19 protein-coding genes and 1 other annotated feature are annotated in these 22,108 nt (G+C 37.6%); of the genes, 10 read left to right on the forward strand and 9 right to left on the reverse strand.

The window, feature by feature from the left end; genetic code table 11:
• Positions 1–60 precede the first annotated feature (60 nt).
• The 3 genes from HCH28_RS11550 to HCH28_RS11560 are packed head-to-tail and all read right to left on the reverse strand — an operon-like array spanning position 61 to position 4,130.
• Positions 61–1,278, reverse strand: a complete 1,218-nt coding sequence (locus tag HCH28_RS11550) for an amidohydrolase (RefSeq protein WP_221681040.1) — start codon at positions 1,276–1,278, stop codon at positions 61–63.
• Positions 1,275–2,525 carry an amidohydrolase family protein gene (locus HCH28_RS11555; protein ID WP_221681041.1) on the reverse strand — a complete coding sequence of 417 codons (1,251 nt, stop codon included), beginning with the start codon at positions 2,523–2,525 and terminating at the stop codon, positions 1,275–1,277. The genes HCH28_RS11550 and HCH28_RS11555 overlap by 4 nt, the downstream gene beginning before the upstream one ends.
• A gap of 45 nt (positions 2,526–2,570) precedes the next feature.
• A complete protein-coding gene (locus tag HCH28_RS11560) occupies positions 2,571–4,130 on the reverse strand; it encodes a glutathione ABC transporter substrate-binding protein (RefSeq protein ID WP_221681042.1) in 1,560 nt (519 codons plus the stop codon).
• Between the two features lie 182 nt (positions 4,131–4,312).
• Between HCH28_RS11560 and HCH28_RS11565 the strand changes: the two genes are divergently transcribed.
• Genes HCH28_RS11565 through HCH28_RS11595 form a run of 7 tightly spaced genes read left to right on the forward strand, consistent with a single transcriptional unit; the run spans position 4,313 to position 10,957 of the window.
• On the forward strand, positions 4,313–5,215 hold the full coding sequence (locus HCH28_RS11565) for an ABC transporter permease (protein ID WP_221681043.1): 903 nt from the start codon (positions 4,313–4,315) through the stop codon (positions 5,213–5,215).
• Between the two features lie 14 nt (positions 5,216–5,229).
• Entirely contained in the window at positions 5,230–6,150 is a 921-nt protein-coding gene (nikB, locus tag HCH28_RS11570; protein ID WP_221681044.1) for a nickel ABC transporter permease, read from the forward strand.
• 15 nt (positions 6,151–6,165) lie between these two features.
• On the forward strand, positions 6,166–7,179 hold the full coding sequence (locus HCH28_RS11575) for an ABC transporter ATP-binding protein (RefSeq protein WP_221681045.1): 1,014 nt from the start codon (positions 6,166–6,168) through the stop codon (positions 7,177–7,179).
• A complete protein-coding gene (locus HCH28_RS11580; protein ID WP_131521280.1) occupies positions 7,176–8,168 on the forward strand; it encodes an ABC transporter ATP-binding protein in 993 nt (330 codons plus the stop codon). Before HCH28_RS11575 ends, HCH28_RS11580 begins: the two co-directional genes overlap by 4 nt.
• 37 nt (positions 8,169–8,205) lie before the next feature.
• Positions 8,206–8,958 (forward strand): sensor histidine kinase, encoded by a 753-nt coding sequence (locus HCH28_RS11585; RefSeq protein WP_221681046.1) that lies wholly within the window; start codon positions 8,206–8,208, stop codon positions 8,956–8,958.
• A 38-nt stretch (positions 8,959–8,996) separates the two neighbouring features.
• On the forward strand, positions 8,997–9,695 hold the full coding sequence (locus tag HCH28_RS11590; protein WP_004226027.1) for a response regulator transcription factor: 699 nt from the start codon (positions 8,997–8,999) through the stop codon (positions 9,693–9,695).
• Between the two features lie 23 nt (positions 9,696–9,718).
• A complete protein-coding gene (locus HCH28_RS11595; RefSeq protein WP_255601238.1) occupies positions 9,719–10,957 on the forward strand; it encodes a permease in 1,239 nt (412 codons plus the stop codon).
• Positions 10,958–10,992: 35 nt separating this feature from the next.
• On the opposite strand, the gene HCH28_RS11600 is transcribed toward HCH28_RS11595, so the two are convergent.
• On the reverse strand, positions 10,993–11,928 hold the full coding sequence (locus tag HCH28_RS11600; protein ID WP_221681048.1) for a DUF4181 domain-containing protein: 936 nt from the start codon (positions 11,926–11,928) through the stop codon (positions 10,993–10,995).
• Entirely contained in the window at positions 11,915–12,436 is a 522-nt protein-coding gene (locus HCH28_RS11605; RefSeq protein ID WP_221681049.1) for a sigma-70 family RNA polymerase sigma factor, read from the reverse strand. Before HCH28_RS11605 ends, HCH28_RS11600 begins: the two co-directional genes overlap by 14 nt.
• A gap of 334 nt (positions 12,437–12,770) precedes the next feature.
• On the opposite strand from HCH28_RS11605, the gene HCH28_RS11610 reads away from it, so the two are divergent.
• On the forward strand, positions 12,771–13,952 hold the full coding sequence (locus tag HCH28_RS11610) for a NupC/NupG family nucleoside CNT transporter (protein ID WP_305068589.1): 1,182 nt from the start codon (positions 12,771–12,773) through the stop codon (positions 13,950–13,952).
• Positions 13,953–14,091: 139 nt separating this feature from the next.
• Here the strand turns inward: HCH28_RS11610 and leuS are convergent, their stop codons facing one another.
• From leuS to HCH28_RS11630, 4 genes are all read right to left on the reverse strand, one after another.
• Positions 14,092–16,509, reverse strand: a complete 2,418-nt coding sequence (gene leuS / locus HCH28_RS11615) for a leucine--tRNA ligase (protein WP_221681050.1) — start codon at positions 16,507–16,509, stop codon at positions 14,092–14,094.
• 86 nt (positions 16,510–16,595) lie between these two features.
• Positions 16,596–16,806, reverse strand: a binding site (T-box leader).
• 65 nt (positions 16,807–16,871) lie between these two features.
• Positions 16,872–18,614: a SulP family inorganic anion transporter gene (locus tag HCH28_RS11620; protein ID WP_221681051.1), complete on the reverse strand. Its 1,743-nt coding sequence runs from the start codon at positions 18,612–18,614 to the stop codon at positions 16,872–16,874.
• A 56-nt stretch (positions 18,615–18,670) separates the two neighbouring features.
• Complete coding sequence (locus HCH28_RS11625; RefSeq protein ID WP_221681052.1) at positions 18,671–19,018, reverse strand: ArsR/SmtB family transcription factor; 348 nt, start codon at positions 19,016–19,018, stop codon at positions 18,671–18,673.
• 147 nt (positions 19,019–19,165) lie between these two features.
• Complete coding sequence (locus tag HCH28_RS11630; RefSeq protein WP_221681053.1) at positions 19,166–20,344, reverse strand: MDR family MFS transporter; 1,179 nt, start codon at positions 20,342–20,344, stop codon at positions 19,166–19,168.
• Between the two features lie 225 nt (positions 20,345–20,569).
• On the opposite strand from HCH28_RS11630, the gene mnmL reads away from it, so the two are divergent.
• Positions 20,570–21,526 carry a tRNA modification radical SAM protein MnmL/YtqA gene (gene mnmL, locus HCH28_RS11635; RefSeq protein ID WP_221681054.1) on the forward strand — a complete coding sequence of 319 codons (957 nt, stop codon included), beginning with the start codon at positions 20,570–20,572 and terminating at the stop codon, positions 21,524–21,526.
• The gene (gene mnmM / locus HCH28_RS11640; protein ID WP_221681055.1) at positions 21,523–22,098 is read left to right on the forward strand and encodes a tRNA 5-(aminomethyl)-2-thiouridylate-methyltransferase MnmM; all 576 of its coding nucleotides are present in this window, start codon (positions 21,523–21,525) and stop codon (positions 22,096–22,098) included. The genes mnmL and mnmM overlap by 4 nt, the downstream gene beginning before the upstream one ends.
• The last annotated feature ends 10 nt before the right edge of the window (positions 22,099–22,108 follow it).

Consider the following 22,108-nt stretch of genomic DNA (forward strand, 5'->3'; position numbering starts at 1 on the left):
AGTATAGCAAACTAGAAGATTTCTAGTTTGCTATGTTATCTAAATAAGGGGGATTTAGATTTATACTTTGTTGATAAACTTACCTTTTGACATAACCACTCGGTTGGATGGTTTACGTGCAATAACTTCAGCGCTTGAAACTGCGTCAAAGAATACAAAACTTGCTTCATCTTTCACATTAGGCCAAGCCTTTTGACCATTTGCATCCAATGGTGTGATACCATTTGTAATATATTTTAATGTTTGTCGAATCGAACGTTCGTCAAGTTTACGAGAAATGTCTGCAAAAGTAGTCGCTTTTTCTAAAATATCTCCTGAGCCATTAGGACTCCAAGAATCATAAAAGCCGTCACAACCAAAGTGGACATCCACGCCGCGCTCTGCTAGTAATTCAATTGGTGGAATTAATCGTCGCAAATCAAATGGCACCGTTGACATTATTTTTACTTGTTGTTGTGCTAAACGATCTGCAATTTTATGCTGCTCCATGACTGATACATCACCAAGTGAAAAGGCATGACTTATCGCCGTTCTCCCCTGATATTTGGCATCCTCCACGATATCTATCCATTTATCGATTGTGTAATACCCAACATGGCCACCATCATGTAAATGAATATCGACATCAACATTAAATTCCTGTGCAATATCCATCACTTCATAAAGAGAAGGCTCAATCGAGTTATCGATGCCAGCTGGATCTAGGCCGCCAATCATCGTCGCTCCATTGCGTAAAGCTTCACGCAATAATTTAGGGACATCATCTCTTAATAGACCATGCTGTGGAAAGGCAATGACTTCGGATGTCACGACATCTTTATAATCGTCCAATGCCGCTAGTACACCTTCTAAATTTTTTAATCCAATGTATGGATCAATATTGACATGTGTACGAATATGATTCGCACCATTCTTAAGGATTTTTTCAATCATTGCAGTCGCACGTTGTTTACCTGTTGTAGCAAGAACGGATAGCTCTTGTGCTTCACGATCAAGTCGTTCCTTTAAATTCTTTACGGGCACACAAGCCTTCCAAGGTAAAGATAAGTAAGTTTTATCTAAATGATTATGCATTTCCTTAAAGGCAGGTAATAGCAGCTTCCCTTTCATATCTGTGACTTCGCTTGGAGACTCGATTGCGTCTGTTGCGGGTACAATTTGCGAAATGAAGCCATCTGTAATTTCAAGGTGAAAAAGCTCCACTTTCGTTCCAACTGTATCATTTTCCTTTAGATATTCTCCTGTTTCAAGTAGAACATTTGTCAGCCAGTGCTTCATCTGAATTCTCCTTTCAACTCTCCTACATCCTGTTGGTGTATCATTTTACCTCGTGAAATGACGGTAGTAATTGGACATCTTCTTGCTATCACATGGGCAGTGCTCACACCATCCACTAACAGCATATTAGCTTTATCACCAACTTGAGGCCAAACCCGTTCTCCAGCATCATTCAATGGTGTGATACCACCAGAAGCGTATTTCCAAGCTCGACTTAATGAATATTCATCAATAAAGCGGAATCTCTCCGCCATGACATTTAATTTCATAATCGTATTACCAGTACCATATGGTGACCAATGATCTGTTAAGCTATCATGTCCTACAGATACCTTGACACCATTGTTATAAAGATAAGGAATTGGTATCGTCGAACGATTCAAATCGATTGGGACAGTTGTCGTAACATCCATTTGTACCTCAGCCATCGCTTGAACTAAATTTTCTAAGCGTGACTGTTCTAAATCAGCAAGTGCCATCGCATGGCTAATTGTGACTTGTCCTTCTTTTTTCGCTTGTTTCGTTAACTCAATCAGCTTATAAAATTCAAATTCGCCTAGTGTGTTCGCCGTGTGAATATGAATATCTATCCCTGCATTATAGTCTTGGGCAATACCTATCGTTGTTTGCAATGACTTTTCGATATTGCGATCTACAATGGATGGGTCAACGCCACCAACAAGCGTTGCTCCCATTACCATTGCCTCACGGAGCAGTCCCTCTACATTGGAGCGTAATAAGCCATGCTGTGGGAAGGCCACAATATCATAGGTAATTTGATCTCGATAGTTTGCTAAAACCTCTTTTGTCATTTCAATATGCTTTGTCCCAATTTGTGGGTCGACATTACAATGGGAACGAATATGTGTATGCCCTTGTGAAATGAGCCACTTCACCATTTCCTCAGCTCGATAAGCAGCTGTCGGCAATTGTTTAGGTAGTAGTGTTCTTTCTTCTTCAATGCGTGTTAAAATCCCTTTAGTAATGGGCCTTGGTGCCTGCCATTCTCCGCCGAAATAAGTTTTATCGATATGAATATGCATCTCTCGGAATGAAGGGACTAATAGTTGCTGTTGTGCATCTATTACTTCTACATCTCCATCAGCCACTATATCCTTATCTACTTGTTGAACATACCCATCCTCGATTAGAACATCATAAATACCTGTACGAGTAGCAACAATGTGTTCATTTTCGCGCTCATATGCTTCTTCTAATCTCACATTTTTCAGCAATAGTTTACTCATAGTTTCCTCCCAATTGGTATTTTTTCGTCTATCACCAAATTTTGACTACTCTACAATTTCAACGCCACTGATCATCGTGTAGTTAGATGCATCTAACCAGAAACCTTTTACAGCATTGCTGTAAACTGCTAAATGCTCATAGTTACGCACTGGAATATAGACAGCCTCGTCTAACTCGATTTGCATTGCTTCTTTGTAGATTTCATTACGTGCCTCTTGGTTTGCTTCAGAACGTCCTTGCTCAATTAGCTTATCTACTTCTGGATTTGAATAGTAGAAATGGTTTCCTGGAGGTCCCATAGAAGCAGTGTGGAATAGATTGTATTGGTTATAATCAGCATCACCCGTTGCATTACCCCAGCCACTAATAAAGATTTGGTGCTGCTCTTTCGTAATTTCAGAAATAAATGCACCATACTCCATTACTTGAATATCTACATCTAATCCGATTCCTTTTAATTGAGATTGAATAACCTCCGCCATGTTGATACGCTCTTTACGATCACTTGTCAGTAATTTAACTTTTGTTCCCTCTTGAACACCAGCTTCTTTTAACAATTCTTTTGCCTTCACTACATCATAGTCATACGGTTTCGTTTCACTAGAATATCCAATAATTTTTGGACTCATTGCAGAATTTGCAAGTGTTCCTACATTATCATAAATACCGCTAATAATTGCTTCACGGTCAACAGCATAGCTAATAGCTTGACGTACTTTTACATCTGATAATAACGCATCTTTCACGTTGAATCCGATAAATTCTACTGCTAGTCCTTCTGCACGGAATAAATTCATCGTTGAAGAATTTTCAATACGATCAATCTCTGTTACAGGTACTTGTTCAGCAATATGTGCTTCTCCACTTTCAATCATTGCTAGACGAGTAGAATCCTCTGGTACAACTTTAAATGTTACTTTATCTACTTTCGGTACAGTCCCCCAATAATCTTTATTCGAAATTAAAGTGATTTCTTGACCAGATTTCCAAGTTTCAAATACAAATGGACCTGTCCCTACTGGATGAGTTGCTAATTCGTCCGCTGCTTCAGCAATCGCTTTCGGGCTCATCATGCTACCCTCTTGACTGGCTAAAATAGATAGAAGCGGAGCATATGGTTCTTTTAATTTCAACGTTACAACATATTCATCATCTACCACTACTTCACTAATCATAGATAATTTATCACGTTGTGGTGATCCAGTTGCAGGATCTAGAATTCGGTCAAATGTCGCTTTTACAGCCTCTGCATTAAAATCTGCTCCATCATGGAATTTAATGCCTTCATTTAATGTAAATGTCCAAGTGACTTCATCTTTTTGCTCCCACTCTTTTGCAAGTAATGGAACAATTTTACGATCTCTATCAAAAGCGACAAGTGTTTCATATACCTTGCCATGAATAATATTTGCTGATGGAATATCTGTAATAAAGTGAGGATCAAGACTTGTCGCATCTGCTGCTCTTAGAACAACTAATTCTCCTCCTACGCTTTTTGATCCCTCTTTGGAACCTTCTGTACTATTATTGCTAGCAGTAGAGCAGGCTTGCAGAATAAGTACAGTTATTAGTGCCATGAATAAAAACAACTTCATTTTCTTCATCAACATTTCCTCCTTGTGTGATTTGTTCCTTACATTTCGAATTATAAAGAAATAAAATTCACTTGTTTTTTAAAATTTTTACGTGTTTTTTAAATTTTCTGACTAATAAGCCATAAAATATTTACATTCTTTACGCTTTTCACTAAATTGAAATCAAATCAAATAGAAAAGGAGTATTCGATATGAATAAAGTAACAACTACTATTGATCATTCTGTTTTAGTGAATGCACGCAAGGCATCTAGAAAAAAGAATCTTGTTTCTTTCCTAAACAAAATCAAAAAGAATAAAGCAGCTGTCGTAGGAGGCATCATCATTCTTCTATATATATTGATGTTTCTTATCGGGCCCATTTTAGCCCCTTACGATCCCTACGACGTACAATTAGATCAAAAATTACAAGGACCAAGCGTTGAACATCTAATGGGAACGGATGACAAAGGGCGAGATATTTTAAGTCGAATTTTATATGGATCCCGTTTATCAATTGGTGTTGGTATTTCAGCTGTTTTATTCGGTGGTACAATCGGCACTTTCTTAGGTCTTGTTGCTGGCTATTATGGCAGATGGGTTGATTCTATTATTAGTCGAATTTTAGATATCATGCTTGCCTTCCCTGGTATTTTGCTAGCTTTAGCGATTGTCAGTGCATTGGGACCAAGCCTTATCAATGTCACAATTGCTGTTGGGTTTTTCTCTATTCCCATGTTTGCTCGTATAGTACGTGGTTCAACAATGGAAGTTAAAAAATTAGAATATATCGATGCTGTCAAAACACTTGGAGCGAAAGATATGACGATTTTAATTAAGCATATTTTTCCAAATATTTTATCACCTATTATTGTACAAGCATCAATGCGCTTAGCAACCGCTATTCTATCTGCAGCAGGTCTATCATTCTTAGGTTTAGGTGCTCAGCCACCATCTCCTGAATGGGGTGCCATGCTTTCTAACGGACGAGATTTCCTATTTACTGCTCCTTATATGGCGCTATTCCCAGGTATTATGATTTCTATACTGGTATTAGGCTTTAACTTATTTGGTGACGGTTTACGCGATGCACTCGATCCAAGAATGAAAAATTAAAGGAGAGAAGACACATGACATTATTTATCTTAAAACGACTAGCTCAAATTATTCCTGTGACACTTGGTGTAACGCTTGTTGTTTTTCTAATTATGCAGATGATTCCTGGAGACCCAGCGATTATTTTAGCAGGAGAAGGAGCTTCTCAAGAAACAGTGGCAGAATTACGTGAAAATTTAGGACTCAATAAACCATTAGCAGTTCAATATACAGACTATATTAAAAATCTTCTACAAGGAGATATGGGTAACTCTTTAAAAAATAATCAACCAGTATTCGAGGAAATTATCTCCCGATTACCAATTACAATAGAGCTAGCCTTTTATAGTATTTTAATCACAATTGTTCTAGGGCTTATTGCGGGTATTATCTCCGCTATCCGTCCTTATTCATTGATGGATGTAGGATTAATGGTTGTCGCTTTATTAGGGATTTCCCTTCCAAGCTTCTGGTTAGGAATTTTATTAATGTATGTATTCTCTGTACAGTTACACTGGCTTCCTGTAGCAGGCTGGGATAGTGCCAAACATATTATTCTACCAGCTGTCACACTTGGTGCTGGTGGAGCTGCCATCGTCGCTCGTATGACTCGCTCTAGTATGTTAGAGGTTGTAAACCAAGACTATATACGAACAGCGAAAGCAAAAGGCTTAAAAGGATACATCATCATTTTAAAGCACGCATTACGCAATGCCTTGATTCCAGTTATTACAGTAGTAGGCTTACAGTTTGGTAGTTTACTTGGCGGAACAGTTTTAGTTGAATCTGTTTTCGCTGTAAACGGATTAGGACGAATGATTGTAGATGCCATTCGAACACGTGATATACCAGTCGTACAAGGTGGCGTTCTTGTTGCCTCATTAATATTTGTTTTCATTAATCTTTTTGTAGACATATTGTACCGATTCTTTAATAAACGGATGGATTTAAACTAAGGAGGGGAAAAACGGATGAAACAAGAAACCGTGTTGGAAGTAAAAAATTTACAAACCTATTTTTATTCGAGTGAAGGGGTTGCCAAAGCTGTAGATGGGGTATCCTTTACGCTTCAAAAAGGGGAAACACTGGGCATTGTTGGTGAATCTGGTTGTGGGAAATCCATGACTTCCCTGTCATTACTTCGTTTAGTACCATCGCCTCCTGGTAAAATCATTAATGGCGAAATTTTATTAAATAATACAGACATTTTGAAGCTCTCAGATGAAGAGCTACGTAAAATTCGAGGCAATAAAATCTCGATGATTTTCCAAGAGCCTATGACAAGCTTAAATCCTGTGTTATCCGTTGGAGAGCAAATAGCTGAATCCATTCGATTGCACCAAGGCTTATCACGTAAAGAAGCATGGCAAAAGGCTGTCGATATGATTCGCCTAGTTGGAATTCCTGCACCCGAAAAAAGAGCGAAGCAGGAGCCTTATCAGTTAAGTGGTGGGATGCGACAGCGCATTATGATTGCCATGGCACTAGCGTGTACACCAGATGTGTTAATTGCTGACGAACCGACGACTGCTCTAGATGTAACCATTCAAGCTCAAATTATTGATATTATTCAAAACCTGCAAAAACAACTAGGCATGAGCATTATCTTCATTACCCATGACCTTGGTGTTGTAGCAGAAATCTGCGATAAGATTGCTGTTATGTATGCGGGGCAGGTTGTAGAAGAAGGCACAACAGAAAGTCTTTTTGAAAAACCGCTACACCCTTATACAAATGGATTAATTCAATCATTACCGAAGCTATATGAAGACCAAGAAGAATTATCTACTATTCACGGAACTGTCCCAAGTCCCTATAATTATCCAATTGGCTGCCGTTATGCAGAACGTTGCCCTTTTGCTACGGATTTATGTCGTGAACAACAGCCTGAGCTTTTGACTGTTGAGCAAGGTAAAAAGGTAAGATGCTGGATGTACAGTAATGAATGGCAAGGAGACACACTTATGAAGGAGCTGACAGTATGACAACAGCGCAACACACACAACCACTATTACAAGTAAATGATTTAAAGCAGCATTTTTTCTTAAAAAAAGAAAAGCTCTTCGGTCCACAGCAGGTTGTAAAAGCTGTGGATGGGGTATCTTTCGACATCATGCCTGGTGAGACCCTCAGTATTGTTGGAGAATCTGGCTGCGGAAAATCAACAACTGGTCGTTCTATTTTAAGATTAGATGAGCCTACTGCTGGAGAGGTATTGTTATTCGGTAAAAATTTAGTGAATATGAACAAAAAAGAGCTTCGTGCGGCACGCAAGGACATTCAAATTATTTTCCAAGATCCCTATGCTTCCCTTAACCCACGAAGAACGATTCGTAAAATGTTAACAGAGGCCATGTCTATTCAAAAAATTGTACCACCTGAGCAACAAGAAGCACGCATGATTGAATTAATGTCCCTTGTAGGGTTACGTCCTGAATACTTAGAGCGTTATCCACATGAATTTTCTGGTGGTCAGCGTCAGCGTATTGGTATTGCCAGAGCCCTTGCTGTTAATCCTAAAATTATTATTTGTGATGAGTCTGTTTCTGCCCTAGACGTTTCCATTCAAGCTCAAATACTAAATTTACTAAAACAACTACAAAGAGATTTAGATTTAACCTTTTTATTTATCTCACACGATTTAAGTGTTGTTCGACATATTTCAGACCGTATTATGGTGATGTATCTTGGAAAGGTCGTAGAAATTGCTGATAAGCATTCCCTTTTTACTCAGCCACATCATCCTTATACAAAAGCACTGTTTTCTTCTATACCTGTCATTGATAAGCAGCATCGAAAGGAGCGTATTATTTTAAAAGGTGACTTACCATCACCTCTTAGCCCCCCTACTGGCTGTAGCTTTCACACACGTTGCCCATTCGCAACAGATAAATGTAAAGCAGAAGTACCAGCACTACGAGCCATCACTGCAACACATAAGGTAGCTTGCCATTTCGCAGAAAATTTAGTTTAATGTATCTTACACTTATAAATTAAACGGAGAGGTCATTATGTTACAACCAGAAACCTTCAACATATATATTCTCCTATGTGTAATTGCTCCAATTATTGGAGCTTTTCTGCTTACTTTTATATTTATTTTCGAAAAGCAAATCGATAGCCTTGAGGAGGAAAAAAGAAATTTAGAGCTTGAGCAGGATTTACAAAGAGCAAATATTCTTCAGTTGAATCAGCAAATACAGCCACATTTCTTTTTTAATGCATTAAATTCATTATTAAGCCTAGCTCGCATCAATCGGAAGGAAGATTTAGTTGCGGGCATGGAGGCTTTGGCAACATTTTTTAAATTTAAATACAATAATCATGAGGTGTTAATTGCGTTAAAGAACGAGATACAATTTGTCGATAGTTATTTAAATATTCAACAATTGCGATTTGGCCATCGTTTGACTGTAAATAAATATGTTGATGATAAAGCACTATCCGTCCAAATACCACCTTTTATTCTGCAGACCATTATTGAAAATGCATATAAACATAGCTTTGAAAAACATATAGGACCTGCAGAGCTATCCATTATAATCAAAAAAATGGATAATAGCTTATTAATTGAAATTAAAAATACACAGCCATTAGAAAAAATAGAAATGACTACTGAACAGGTAGTAGACGAACTGCAGCAAGGTTATGGTCTCGAAAATATTAGAAAACGGCTTGAGCTTATCTATGGGCTAGAAAATATTTTATTCTCGATACAAAACAATGAACAGCATTACACCGTTACAATCCATGTTCCTGCTTAGGCATTCTATCAACTGGAAGGAGAAAGGAGAATCTCACCATGAATATTTTAATCGCAGATGATGAGCCATTAGAGCTTGAGCAAATGATTTATTTATTAAAGCCACATTTTCCAAATTGGACCTTCCATACTGCCCAAGATGCCTCACAAGCTCTGCAATTAGCTAAAAAGCACCGTATGACTATCGCCTTTTTGGATATTCAAATGCCTGGGAAAGATGGAATCACGTTGAGCAAGGAATTAAAAGCGCTTTATGAGGTAGACATCATCATGGTAACAGCTTATCAAACGTTTGAATATGCCCAACAAGCATTGCGGATCGGAGTAAAGGATTATCTTACAAAACCAGTCATTGCAAGTGAATTAGATGCGATTGTGGAGAAATATAAGGTGTGGAGTTCTAACCATGATGCGATCCAAAGCGCACTTTCCTATATTCATGAAAACTATTATGAAAAACTGAGTCTCAATATTATTGCTGAAAAAATTCATTTGAATCCTAGCTATTTAAGTAGGAAATTTTTGGAGGAGCAGTCTATTGGCATTAATGAATATATTAATAATTATCGCCTAGAAATGGCTGTAAAGAAAATCAATGAAAATCTAGACACAAGTATGTCTGCGATTGCTGAGAGCTGTGGTTTTAATAGTCAGCACTATTTTAGTGTTGCGTTTAAGAAAAAATATAATCAATCACCACGTCAATATAAATCCTCTAAAATGAGTAAAGGTCTTTAGATAGTATGTTAAGGAAGTTTTCATTGCTTGTTCCATTTGGAAGTTTAAGCACAGCAGCAGGAGTCATTATTCTTTTAGCGAGATGGATTAATGGTAATTTATTATTGTCCTCTCCTTCAGCCCTTATTTCTTTTGGTTTTATGGCGGGCATTTGTTATACATTAGCAACAGCTATTTCGTTTATCATACTTGGCTCATTGTTGAATAAGAGCGATTACACAAAAAATCAGCATACACAAAGTTTTTTGCTCTTTACCATACAGCGTAAATTGTCTGGTATGAATTTAAAGGTTATACGTCTATTTTACCTGCTAACAGGTATTGAACTTTGGCTTATTCAATTAATAAGCATTAGTGTATTGTCTGAAATTATGTTAAATATTCCAGTACCTATTACACTTTTTTTCTTTTTAATCGGCATCTTACTTCTTGACCGCATCATGTCAGTGAAAAGTATACTATGGTTGGAAATTTTATTTATTATTGCTCTTTTTTCATTACTTATTTTTATCCCTATTTATTACTTTGTATTAAATGGGGCAAGCACCGTATATGAGGGTATTCGCTTATATCACCCTTATTTATTTTATTTTAAAAATAGCGGAATTCTGCTGTTCTATGTCATTATTCAACTAGCTGTTTTAGGACAAGTATTTTTTGATAAATCAACATGGTATTTAATTGCCTTTATAAAACCTAAAAAAGTACGTCGCAGTCTGTTTTCCTCAGGTGTAATTTTAGCGTTATTAACGCTATCATTTACTGCGATTTTAATGATTGCCCTATACAGCGGATCATTTGGCCAATTCCAAGTACTGATTTTTACGTTTTTATATGAAGTGCAACCAGGCTTTCTTACATTTGCTTTTCTCGTCATTGTCCTATTAGCCATTGTCACAACCTTGCTTGTGGACATGCGGGCAACGAAACGTTTTTTTGTGACCAAAAGACCCTATTATTTCTATTTGATTGGCCTGATGATTATTTTATTCACCTGTTTCTTATCTATCGATTTAACGATTTTAGGTGTTATTTATTCTTTTGCCTTCCTGCACATTACCATGCTACCGTTTGTGTTAATCCTTTTATTTACGAATCGTCATGTTCATAAGCATAGTTGGCTTGTCATCCTGCTTTCCATCATCATTGGAATTGGTGTTGGTTTAAGCTTTAATACGCTTTACGGATTAGCTGCAAGCTTTATGATCTCGAGTATTTATCAATTAATGCTTCAGACAGAAACGATAGAAAAAAATACCTGAACTCGAGATTATTCGGGTTCAGGTTTATACTTTATTTAACTGATATAAAATAAGAATAGAATTAGTGATAGCAAGCCAACAATGGCCGAACTAATGGAAACATAATGTCTTTTTTCCTCTCGACCATAGTAATAGTCAATAAAAATAGAGCTGAAAAGGCTGACAGCTAAATATCCTCCAATGATAACAGTAAATAAAATCCATCCTTTTATTATGATCACCATGAGCATCATGGTATTCAAAATTTTAATAGCCCAAACAGCACGTCTATGCCGACTATTGACATATTCCTTTGGTATGTTAAATTTTTTCCTCATTAGTTTATCGACAAGCATTTGGATAGCTATGAGCAAAACTAGCATAACGATTAAACCTGACATTCCCAATTTAGCATCTTCTTTGAGAGCAAGATCTAAATAAGCCTTTGCCAGCTCTTTATTATCTACTTTATAAAATGAATTGTTGTCATAATCAACAATTCCGATATCCTCCTCGTTTATGAACATTTTCAGCTTCATAACCTGCCCTTTTTCAAACTCTACCCAGACATCACGTTGTAATCTAAAAAAGGTACGCTCATTCATTTGTTTCATTGTAGCTTGCTGTAATAGTTGATGTAATAACTCTTTTTCTGAACTTTGCTCCATTACTCGTTGTCCAATGACCCACCCAGGTCTTCCAGCCTTAAAGATCTCCTCATCTGAATTATAAATCATTGTATATTTTTTTATTGATTGCTGCTGTGCTAACTGAACAATTGAAGCATGTTGCTTTTGCTCTATCTGCCCTAATGGACCGATTTCTATTATCAATAGAAACATGACAATCGTGCCTATGATGATCAAGGGATATGTCCAGCGTCTTGTTTTTTTTGTTTTCCGCACTTGCCGTAAAATATCCTCCTGTAAGGATTGTGTAAATCGTGGTGCTTCACCAAGTTCTTGATCCAATTTCTCTTTAAAAGTAGTCATCCATTAACACCTCCCACTCACTATTCACTAATTTTTCCTGTAACATTTTCCTTGCTCGATGCAATCTGGTTTTAACTGTATTTTCTGCACATGTAAGAATATCTGCAATTTCTCTAACCTTTAATTCCTGATAATAATAAAGAATGACGACTTCTCTATAAGTAATAGGCAACTCAAATAAAGCATTTGTTAAGTTTGACCGTTCATGCTGTGCTAATAGCAGCGTTTCTGGTGTTCGTTTACTTGCACCAATATGCAATTTTTCAAAAAGTTGATGGCGTTTATTTTTCCAGCTTCGTAAATAATCATGACTTTTATGTACAGTTATTTTAACTAAATAGGTCTTTAGAGATGCTCTATGTTCAAAGCGATCCCGCTGCCGATAATAAGAAAAAAAGACATCCTGGACTATTTCTTCTGCCATCGCCCAATCCTTTACATAAAGATAAGCCACACGTAAGCAATATTCTCCGTGTTCTTTCATAATGGCCACTAAATGCTCACTCATCCAAACACCTCCTATAAACATTCACCCTATAGTCGTAATCCGAACTTAGTTGGTTTCAAAAAAATCGAAAAAGTTTCGTTAACATGAGAGTCATAAAAAGAAAAAATCCTCACACAATAAGAGGGTATTTTTTATGAAATATCCTACATTTTTTAGACTGAATTTATTTGTATGCCATGTTACATACTTTTTTTCTATTATCTATTGAATAACTAGCAAAAAAACTGTTATAGTGAGATTGTTTGTCTGACGTCTGACTAATTAAGATCTTTTAGCTGTTCTTCTGAAATTGGAACATCAGGACAAAAAATCACAGATACTTATGGAGGAACTTATGAGATACTTAATTTCCCTTTGTGGATTGTTACTTGTTTTTGCCTTAGCTTTATTAATGAGTAAAAACAAAAAAGAAATAAAATATAAATATATAGCGATTATGTTGATCATCCAATTTTTATTGGCAGCTTTACTCCTTAATACAACAGTTGGCTATGTGCTAATTAAAGGAATCACCAAAGTATTTGATCACTTATTGTCCTATGCAAATGCGGGCATATCATTTGTTTTTGGTGGCTTAGCAAATGAAGGAGAATCACCCTTCTTTTTAGCAGTTTTATTACCGATCGTCTTTATATCTGTTCTGATTGGGATCTTGCAGCATTTTAAAATTCTTCCCTTTCTAATGAAATGGGTAGGCTTATTTTTAAGTAAAGTAAGTGGTATGGGGAAGTTGGAATCCTATAATGCTGTTGCTTCTGCTATGGTAGGCCAATCAGAAGTGTTCATAACTGTTAAAAAGCAATTAGATAAGATTGCACCTCAACGAATGTATACATTATGCGCATCTGCTATGTCGACTGTTTCGATGTCAGTAGTGGGAGCTTATATGACGATGATTGAGCCAAAGTATGTTGTTACAGCCATTGTATTAAACCTGTTTGGTGGATTTATTATTGTTTCCATCATTAATCCATATACTGTGGATGAAAAAGAAGATATCTTAACAATTGAAGATGAACAGAAGCAAGCGTTCTTTCAAATGATTGGCGAATATATTATGGATGGCTTTAAAGTAGCCATCATTGTTGGGGCGATGCTTATTGGTTTCGTAGCATTAATGGATTTAATCAATTCATTATTCGATATGATTATCGGTATATCTTTCCAAGAAATATTAGGCTATATCTTTGCGCCAATCGCTTTCCTAATGGGTATCCCATGGGCAGATGCTGTGGCTGCTGGCGGTATTATGGCAACCAAATTAGTAACAAACGAATTTGTTGCTATGATTAACCTTGGCGATGTTGCCGAGTCCATGAGTGAACGTACATTAGGTATTATTTCTGTATTCCTCGTATCTTTTGCCAACTTTTCATCAATCGGGATTATTTCAGGAGCTGTAAAAGGTTTGAATGAAAGGCAAGGGAATGTCGTTGCTCGATTTGGTTTAAAGTTGTTGTACGGCGCTACACTCGTAAGTATCCTAACAGCTATTATTGTGGGATTGATTATTTAAATTGTATCAGGAACTATTTATTGAACTGCACTCAGTTAGAGGGGTGCAGTCCTTTTTTATTGCTTAGGGTTACTCCAAATTAAAAAATGTACATTACTAAAATTGAATTTAGTAATGTACATTTTTACTTTATATCTCTTTATTTTACGACAATATTGACAAGTTTGCCTGGAATAACGATGATTTTCACTAAGCTCTTTCCTACCATGTATTCTTGAACCTTTTCATCGGCAAGTGCTACTTTTTCAATATCCTCTTTTGAAGCATCTTTTGCTACGACGATCTTAGCACGTACTTTACCAGCAACTTGTACTGCAATTTCTACTTCATCATCCACAAGCTTTGCTTCATCATATGTTGGCCATTGCTCATATGAAAGTGTTGAATCGTGTCCTAATAACTGCCATAGTTCTTCTGCAATATGCGGAGCGATTGGAGCTAGCATTTTCACAAAGCCTTCAGCATAAGTCGTTGGAATCACATCAGCTTTATAGCAATCATTAATAAAGACCATCATTTGTGAAATAGCTGTGTTAAAGCGAATGCCTTCATAATCCTCTGTCACTTTTTTCACTGTTTGGTGGTATGATTTTTCAAGTGATTGATCGTTAGACACTTGGATTTTTGCTGAAATTGCGCCATCTTCTTCATTGACAAATAGACGCCAGATACGGTCTAAGAAGCGGCGTGCTCCATCTAAACCATTTGTCGACCATGCAACAGAAGCCTCAAGTGGGCCCATGAACATTTCATATAAACGTAATGTATCGGCACCATGTGACGTAATGATTTCATCTGGGTTGACAACATTACCCTTAGATTTAGACATTTTCTCGTTACCTTCACCTAGAATCATTCCCTGGTTAAATAATTTTTGGAATGGCTCTTTTGTATGAACAACGCCTAAATCATAGAGAACTTTATGCCAGAAGCGAGCGTATAGTAAATGCAATACAGCATGCTCCGCACCACCAATATAAATATCCACTGGTAACCAACGTTTTAGTAACTCTGGGTCTGCAATCGCCTCTGTATTTGTAGGGTCGATATAGCGTAGGAAGTACCAGCTCGAACCTGCCCACTGCGGCATTGTATTTGTTTCACGACGCCCTTTTTTACCTGTCTCTGGGTCGACAACATTTACCCATTCATCAATATTTGCTAATGGTGATTCACCAGTACCTGATGGACGGATATTATCTGTTTTTGGTAGCATTAATGGTAATTCTGATTCTGGAACTGGCGTTATCGTGCCATCTTCCCAATGAATCATTGGAATTGGTTCACCCCAATAACGCTGACGGGAGAATAACCAGTCACGTAGACGATAAGAAATTTTCTTCTCCCCTACACCTTTTTCCGCTAACCATTCAATGGCTTTCGCAATGCCATCTGCTTTATTTAAGCCATTCAGGAATTCAGAGTTAATATGTTGACCATCACCTGTAAATGCTTCTTTGCTAATGTCTCCACCTTCAAGGACAGGAACGATGTCTAAGCCAAATTCAGTTGCAAATTCATAGTCACGCTCATCATGTGCTGGCACCGCCATAATAGCACCTGTACCATAAGACACTAACACATAGTCAGCAATCCAAATTGGCACTTTTTTACCGTTAATCGGATTCACTGCATAAGCACCTGTAAATACGCCTGTTTTTTCTTTCGCTAAATCTGTACGCTCTAGGTCAGATTTCATTTTAACTTTCTCTAAATAAGCCTCAACAGCTTGGCGTTGGTCAGCTGTTGTAATTTGTTCCACTAATTTATGCTCTGGTGCAAGCACACAGTATGTAGCACCAAACAATGTATCAGGACGTGTTGTGAAAACTGTGAAGTTTTGATCTGAACCGTCAATGGCAAATGTCACTTCTGCCCCTTCTGAACGGCCAATCCAATTGCGTTGCATATCTTTAATAGATTCAGGCCAATCAACTTCTTCTAAGTCATCGATTAAACGGTCAGCATAGGCTGTAATTTTAAGCATCCACTGCTTCATTGGTCGGCGTTCTACTGGATGACCACCACGCTCTGATTTCCCATCAATTACTTCTTCGTTAGCTAATACCGTACCAAGTGCTGGACACCAGTTAACAGCTACTTCATCCACATAAGCTAAACCTTTCTTATAAAGCTGGATAAAAATCCATTGTGTCCATTTATAATACTCTGGATCAGTTGTGTTAATTTCGCGATCCCAATCATAGCTGAAGCCTAGCTCTTGAATTTGTCGTTTAAATGTCGCAATATTTTTAGCTGTAAATTCAGCTGGATCATTCCCTGTATCAAGTGCATATTGCTCAGCCGGTAAACCAAAAGCATCCCAGCCCATTGGATGAAGTACATTATAGCCTTGCATACGTTTAAAGCGTGATAGAATATCAGTTGCCGTATACCCCTCTGGATGGCCTACATGAAGTCCTGCGCCAGATGGATAAGGGAACATATCTAATGCATAAAATTTAGGCTTCGCTGTTTCATTTTCAGTTTTAAATGTTTTGTTATCAGCCCAATATTGCTGCCACTTTTTTTCAATTTGTTCATGATTAAAACTCATTTTTTTTCCTCCTTCGATTGATCGTGCTGCTCTCCATCATAATTGACAAAATATTTAAAAAATAAAAAAACTCGCCCCTTTCTTATAGAAGGGACGAGAGAATTTGTACTCCCGCGGTACCACCCAAATTAGTGATTACACTCGGCTCAAGCTTCCTTAACGCGGAAGAAACGACACACGTTGTTTCACGCGGGCAGACTCAGAAGGCGAGTTCAACTTGCATTCTTACTAGCTCCCACCAACCGCTAGCTCTCTAAAAAGAACCACAAATCTACTATTCCTCATCACAGTCTTTACATGATATTGCATTTATTCTAATGGAAAGTATTGAAAAGCACAAGCCTTTGTTTACAGCTTACCCATTACTGAACAATTAAATCCTTTTCTTCCTTAGACTTTGATAAATCCTGACATTCATGAAAAGCAAAGTGCTGACAACCAATACATTGATTGACGTTTAAATAATGGAAAGCTTTTGTAATCGCTTCTCCAGTATGCTGAAAAAAATGCTGCGCGCCTATTTTATCGTAAAGTCCATTGTGCTGCAGAGCATCCTTTAAATCTCCTTGCACACCCGTTACCAAAATAGTACCGCCCTGTGCTGTATAATTTTCAATGATATTGCTAAAATATGCTTCTCCAGTAGAATCCATAAAGGGCACTTTCCCCATCCGTAATATCAAAACTCTTGGTTGCTGATGCAAAGTACTTTCAATCGTTTGTTCAAACATTTGTGCAGCACCAAAAAACAACGGCCCTTCAATTGTGTACATACTAATTTGCGGGCAATCATGCTGCTGATGCACTACATGTGGCTGTACCTTTTCACTTTTATTTGAATGATCTGGAAGTACTTTTGTAACAACAAGCTTTTCACTCATGCGTTTCGCAAATAATAGCACAGCCAGCACAAGCCCTACCTCAACTGCTAATGTAAGACTAGTGAATACCGTTAATAAAAAGGTAATCAATAATACTAGTGTGTCGCCTGATTTTAATTTTGCGATATGTGAAAAATGATGTCGTTCACTCATATTCCAGGCTACGACCATCAGTACCGGAGCCATGCTTGCTAACGGAATATGAGATGCATATGGAGCTAATAACAATAATGTGATTAAAACAAACACACCATGAATGATACCCGACATGGGAGATACTGCGCCTGTTTTGATATTGGTCGCTGTGCGTGCAATGGCGCCTGTTGCTGGAATACCACCGAATAAAGGCGTCACAATATTAGCAATCCCCTGACCAATTAACTCACGATTACTGTTATGCTTACTATTTGTCATTCCATCCGCCACAACTGCCGATAATAGAGACTCAATACCACCTAGCATTGCAATGACAAACGCGGGACCAATAAGTTGTTGTAATCGTTCGAGCGTGATGTTCGGTAAGGCGAAATGAGGTAATGTATTAGGAATCTGACCATAAGCGGTTGCAATAGTAGCAACTTGTCCTGAAAAGAAGAAAGTTGCCATCAGTGTAGAGACAATGATACCCGCTAATGCTCCAGGAACCTTTGGAAAAAACTTTGGTGTTATCATTATTGTCGCCAAGCATACGGCGGCAGTAAGAATACTATACGTATTTGTCGTACCAAGCTGCTTAATGATTTCCTGTATGTTGGCGATAAAATATTCATGTCTTTTAACATTTGTTAGGCCTAGAAAGTTAGCGATTTGACCTGTAAAAATAATCACAGCTATCCCTGCTGTAAAACCAACTGTTACAGGACGTGGAATAAACTTAATTAAAGTCCCTAACTTAAAAAAGCCCATGACACAAAGCAATACCCCTGCCATTAAACCCGCAAGTAATAAATCTTCATAACCATAGGTAAGTACAATCCCCAATAGAATTGGCACAAACGCCCCCGTAGGCCCTCCTATTTGATATTTAGAACCGCCAAAGAGAGAAATAAGAATACCTGCAATGCAAGCCGTATAAATCCCATATTCTGGTTTCACACCCGATGCTATGGCAAAGGACATGGCAAGCGGAATAGCAACGATTCCCACAATAATCCCTGACAATAAATCCTTCTTTACATGTTGAACTGAATATCCTTCAAAGCGTCCTGTAAACAGTGACTTCATAGATAAATCTTCCCTTCGAAATAATAAGCAAAGCCCAATTTGTCATCATCATTGATTTACTTATTCTCTTCGTCACCTTCATTACTTGTCATTTCCTCTAATCTCGAAATGGTATGAACCAAATGGTTATTAAAAATATCCTTTGCCACCCCAAGTAATGCACCAATCATTGGGTCACTTAAAGAATAATAAACTTTTTTGCCTTCCTTGACGCCATAAACAATATTTTTAGCACGCAATACACTTAATTGCTGAGAAACAGCAGAACCCTCTTTCTCTAAGCAATCTTGAATCTCATTGACACTTTTCTGTCCATCTACAAGGAGTTCAAGTATTCTAATGCGTAACGGATGTGCTAATGCTTTGAAAAAATCTGCTTTAAACTGTTGTAAGCCCTCTTCCATAAAAAACCCCTCCATATAACTACATATTCAAATATTTGAATATGTATGATTGTAATCCTGTCACAACATTTTTTCAATATCTACTATAAAAAAAAGAACAAAAACAAGTGCTTAACACTCGTTTTTGCTCTTTTCAGTGCGTCATTATTAATCTGCTACTATTTTGTTCTTCTTTAAAGGATAATCGTATGTTAAACATGGAATAATCGCCAATAGTACGATGACCACCAATGTTAAAACGAGAGGAATCATGCCAAATTGATCTACCATAATTCCACCAAATAGTGGACCAATCATCCGTCCTCCAGTAGCAGCACTATTGATAATCCCTTGATAGAATCCTTGACGACCTTTTGGTGCCAGTTGATTAGCAATCGTTGGTAATGCTGGCGTATAAAACATTTCGCCAAATGTTAAGACAAGCATCGCTGCTCCAAACATTTTAAAATCATTTGCAAAGGCAATAATACCAAAGGAAAGTGCGATCAGCGTTACACCAAATACTAACTGACGCTTTAAATTGTGTTCCCACCGCTTTACGAGCGGTGCAATGAGTGGTTGCCCAATGACAATTAGAAGACCGTTGATTGTCCAAAGTAGGCTGTATTGCTTTAATCCCAATCCTAAATCTTGTGTATAAGATGAAATGGTTGCACTCCATTGAGAATATGCTAGCCAGCATAAAACAGAGGATGCACTAATTATTAACAAAGCATAGAAAGGGGCCTTGTTTACGATTCGTTTACTTTCACTCAAGACATTTTTAGGTGCAATACTGCCCGCCTCCAAACGCTTAAATGTAAATAAGGCAATGAAAAAGAATAAAATATACATACCTAAATTTACTTTAAACACATAGTCAAATTGATAATCTGCCACTATACCTGCAAGGGCAGGACCTACGGCAACACCGACATTTTGTGCTAAATAGATAGTATTAAAAGCCTTACGTCCACCTTCGGGCCAGGCAGCTCCAGCTAAGGCAAACATACCCGGAAAAACAATGCCCCCACTAAAGCCTAGTATCGTTAAAAACCACACATAATGTGGCCAACCATGCCAAATTGTTAAGCCAATTAATGAAGCAATCGTTAACAGAATACCAAGCATAATAGCTTTATAGCCACCAATTCTATCAAATAAGTAACCACCTAATAGATTGCCTATTACTCCAGCAGCGGAATTCAACATTAAGACAAAACCAGCCATAGCTAAAGATTTGCCTAAATAATCATGCATATAAATGGCATTCAAAGGCCATAAAAAAGAGTTGCCTGTTGTGTTCACAAGCATTCCTATAATTAAAAACCAAACACGTTTTGGCATAGAATGACCTCCATTATTTCGCTTCTCTAAATAGCTAGTGTATGCTGAAATACTTAAAAGTACAAGGAAAATAATTTTACCTTTTTTACAAGACTTCTATCCTATTTTCCATCATATTTAGTTATGTTCCTTTCCATTTTTCTTTATCCAAATCTTGATAATACCCTTACCCCATGACGGAACGAAATGCACATGATAGAATAGAGCGTTAGAGGAGTGAAATAAATGACAGAGACGAATTTTCCTTTTCCTTCAGAGGGGAAAAGATACTATACATGGAATCGCTATTTACGTGACCAATTTGGTCATAAAGTATTTAAAGTGGCCTTAGATGCAGGATTTGATTGCCCTAACCGCGACGGCACAGTCGCTTTCGGTGGCTGTACATTTTGCAGTGCTGCAGGTTCTGGTGATTTTGCTGGCAATAAGGTAGATCCAATTGATGTTCAATTTGCTGAAATCCGAGACAAAATGCATCAGAAATGGAAGGATGGCCAATACATGGCTTATTTCCAAGCCTACACAAATACACATGCCCCTTTGCCAGTTTTAAAAGAAAAATTTGAAGCAGCTTTAGCGCAAGAAGGTGTAGTAGGTCTTTCTATTGCTACTCGCCCTGATTGTTTACCCGATGATGTTGTCGAATATTTAGCAGAGTTAAATGAACGGACGTATTTATGGATTGAGCTCGGTCTACAAACGGTGCATGAGAAAACGGCTAATCTTATTAATCGCGCCCATGATTATGCAACGTATGTGGAAGGCGTTGAAAAATTGCGTAAGCATGGCATTCGTGTTTGCTCACATATCATTAATGGGTTGCCTCTCGAAGACTATGACATGATGATGGAAACGGCACGAGCAGTTGCTCAATTAGATGTCCAAGGCATTAAAATCCACTTACTTCATCTATTAAAAGGAACGCCTATGGTGAAGCAATATGAAAAAGGTATGCTAGAATTTTTAGATCAAGATGTCTATACAAAACTAGTAGCAGACCAATTGGAAATTTTACCACCAGAGATGGTCATTCATCGTATTACAGGTGATGGACCGATTGATTTAATGATTGGACCAATGTGGAGTGTCAATAAATGGGAAGTACTGAATGGCATTGACGCTGAGCTTGAACGTCGTGGTAGTTGGCAAGGGAAGTTGTATAAGACAGAGGTTACGAAATGAAACTACAACGCGTTTTACAATATGCCCAGCAGTTATTAAAAGATAATATAGAAGAGGGAGATACAGTTGTTGATGCAACTGCTGGAAACGGTCATGACACATTGTTTCTGGCACAGCTTGTTGGGGATGAAGGGCAAGTTTATGCCTTTGATGTCCAAAAAGAGGCGGTTGACACGACACTCCTTCGACTTTTAGATCATGGTTTAGAACATCGAGCACTCGTTTTAAATAAAGGGCATGAAGAAGTCAAACAGTTTGTACACAAGCCAGTAGCTGCGGCAATCTTTAATCTCGGCTATTTACCTGGTAGCAACCATGATATTATTACAAGGCCTAATACAACAATTCAAGCTCTTGAAGATATATTAAAGCTCTTGAAAGTGGGCGGTTTGATTGTTCTTGTTATTTATCATGGTCATCCAGGTGGAAAAGAAGAACGTGATAAGGTCATTGATTATGTAAGTCAACTTCCACAAAAATATATCCATGTCTTAAAATACGCATTTCTTAATCAACAAAATGATCCACCATTCGTCATTGCGTTAGAAAAAATGAAAGAATATCCTATTTAATACTATTGTT

The organism is Lysinibacillus sp. K60 (assembly GCF_019731275.1).
Lineage (GTDB): Bacteria > Bacillota > Bacilli > Bacillales_A > Planococcaceae > Lysinibacillus > Lysinibacillus capsici.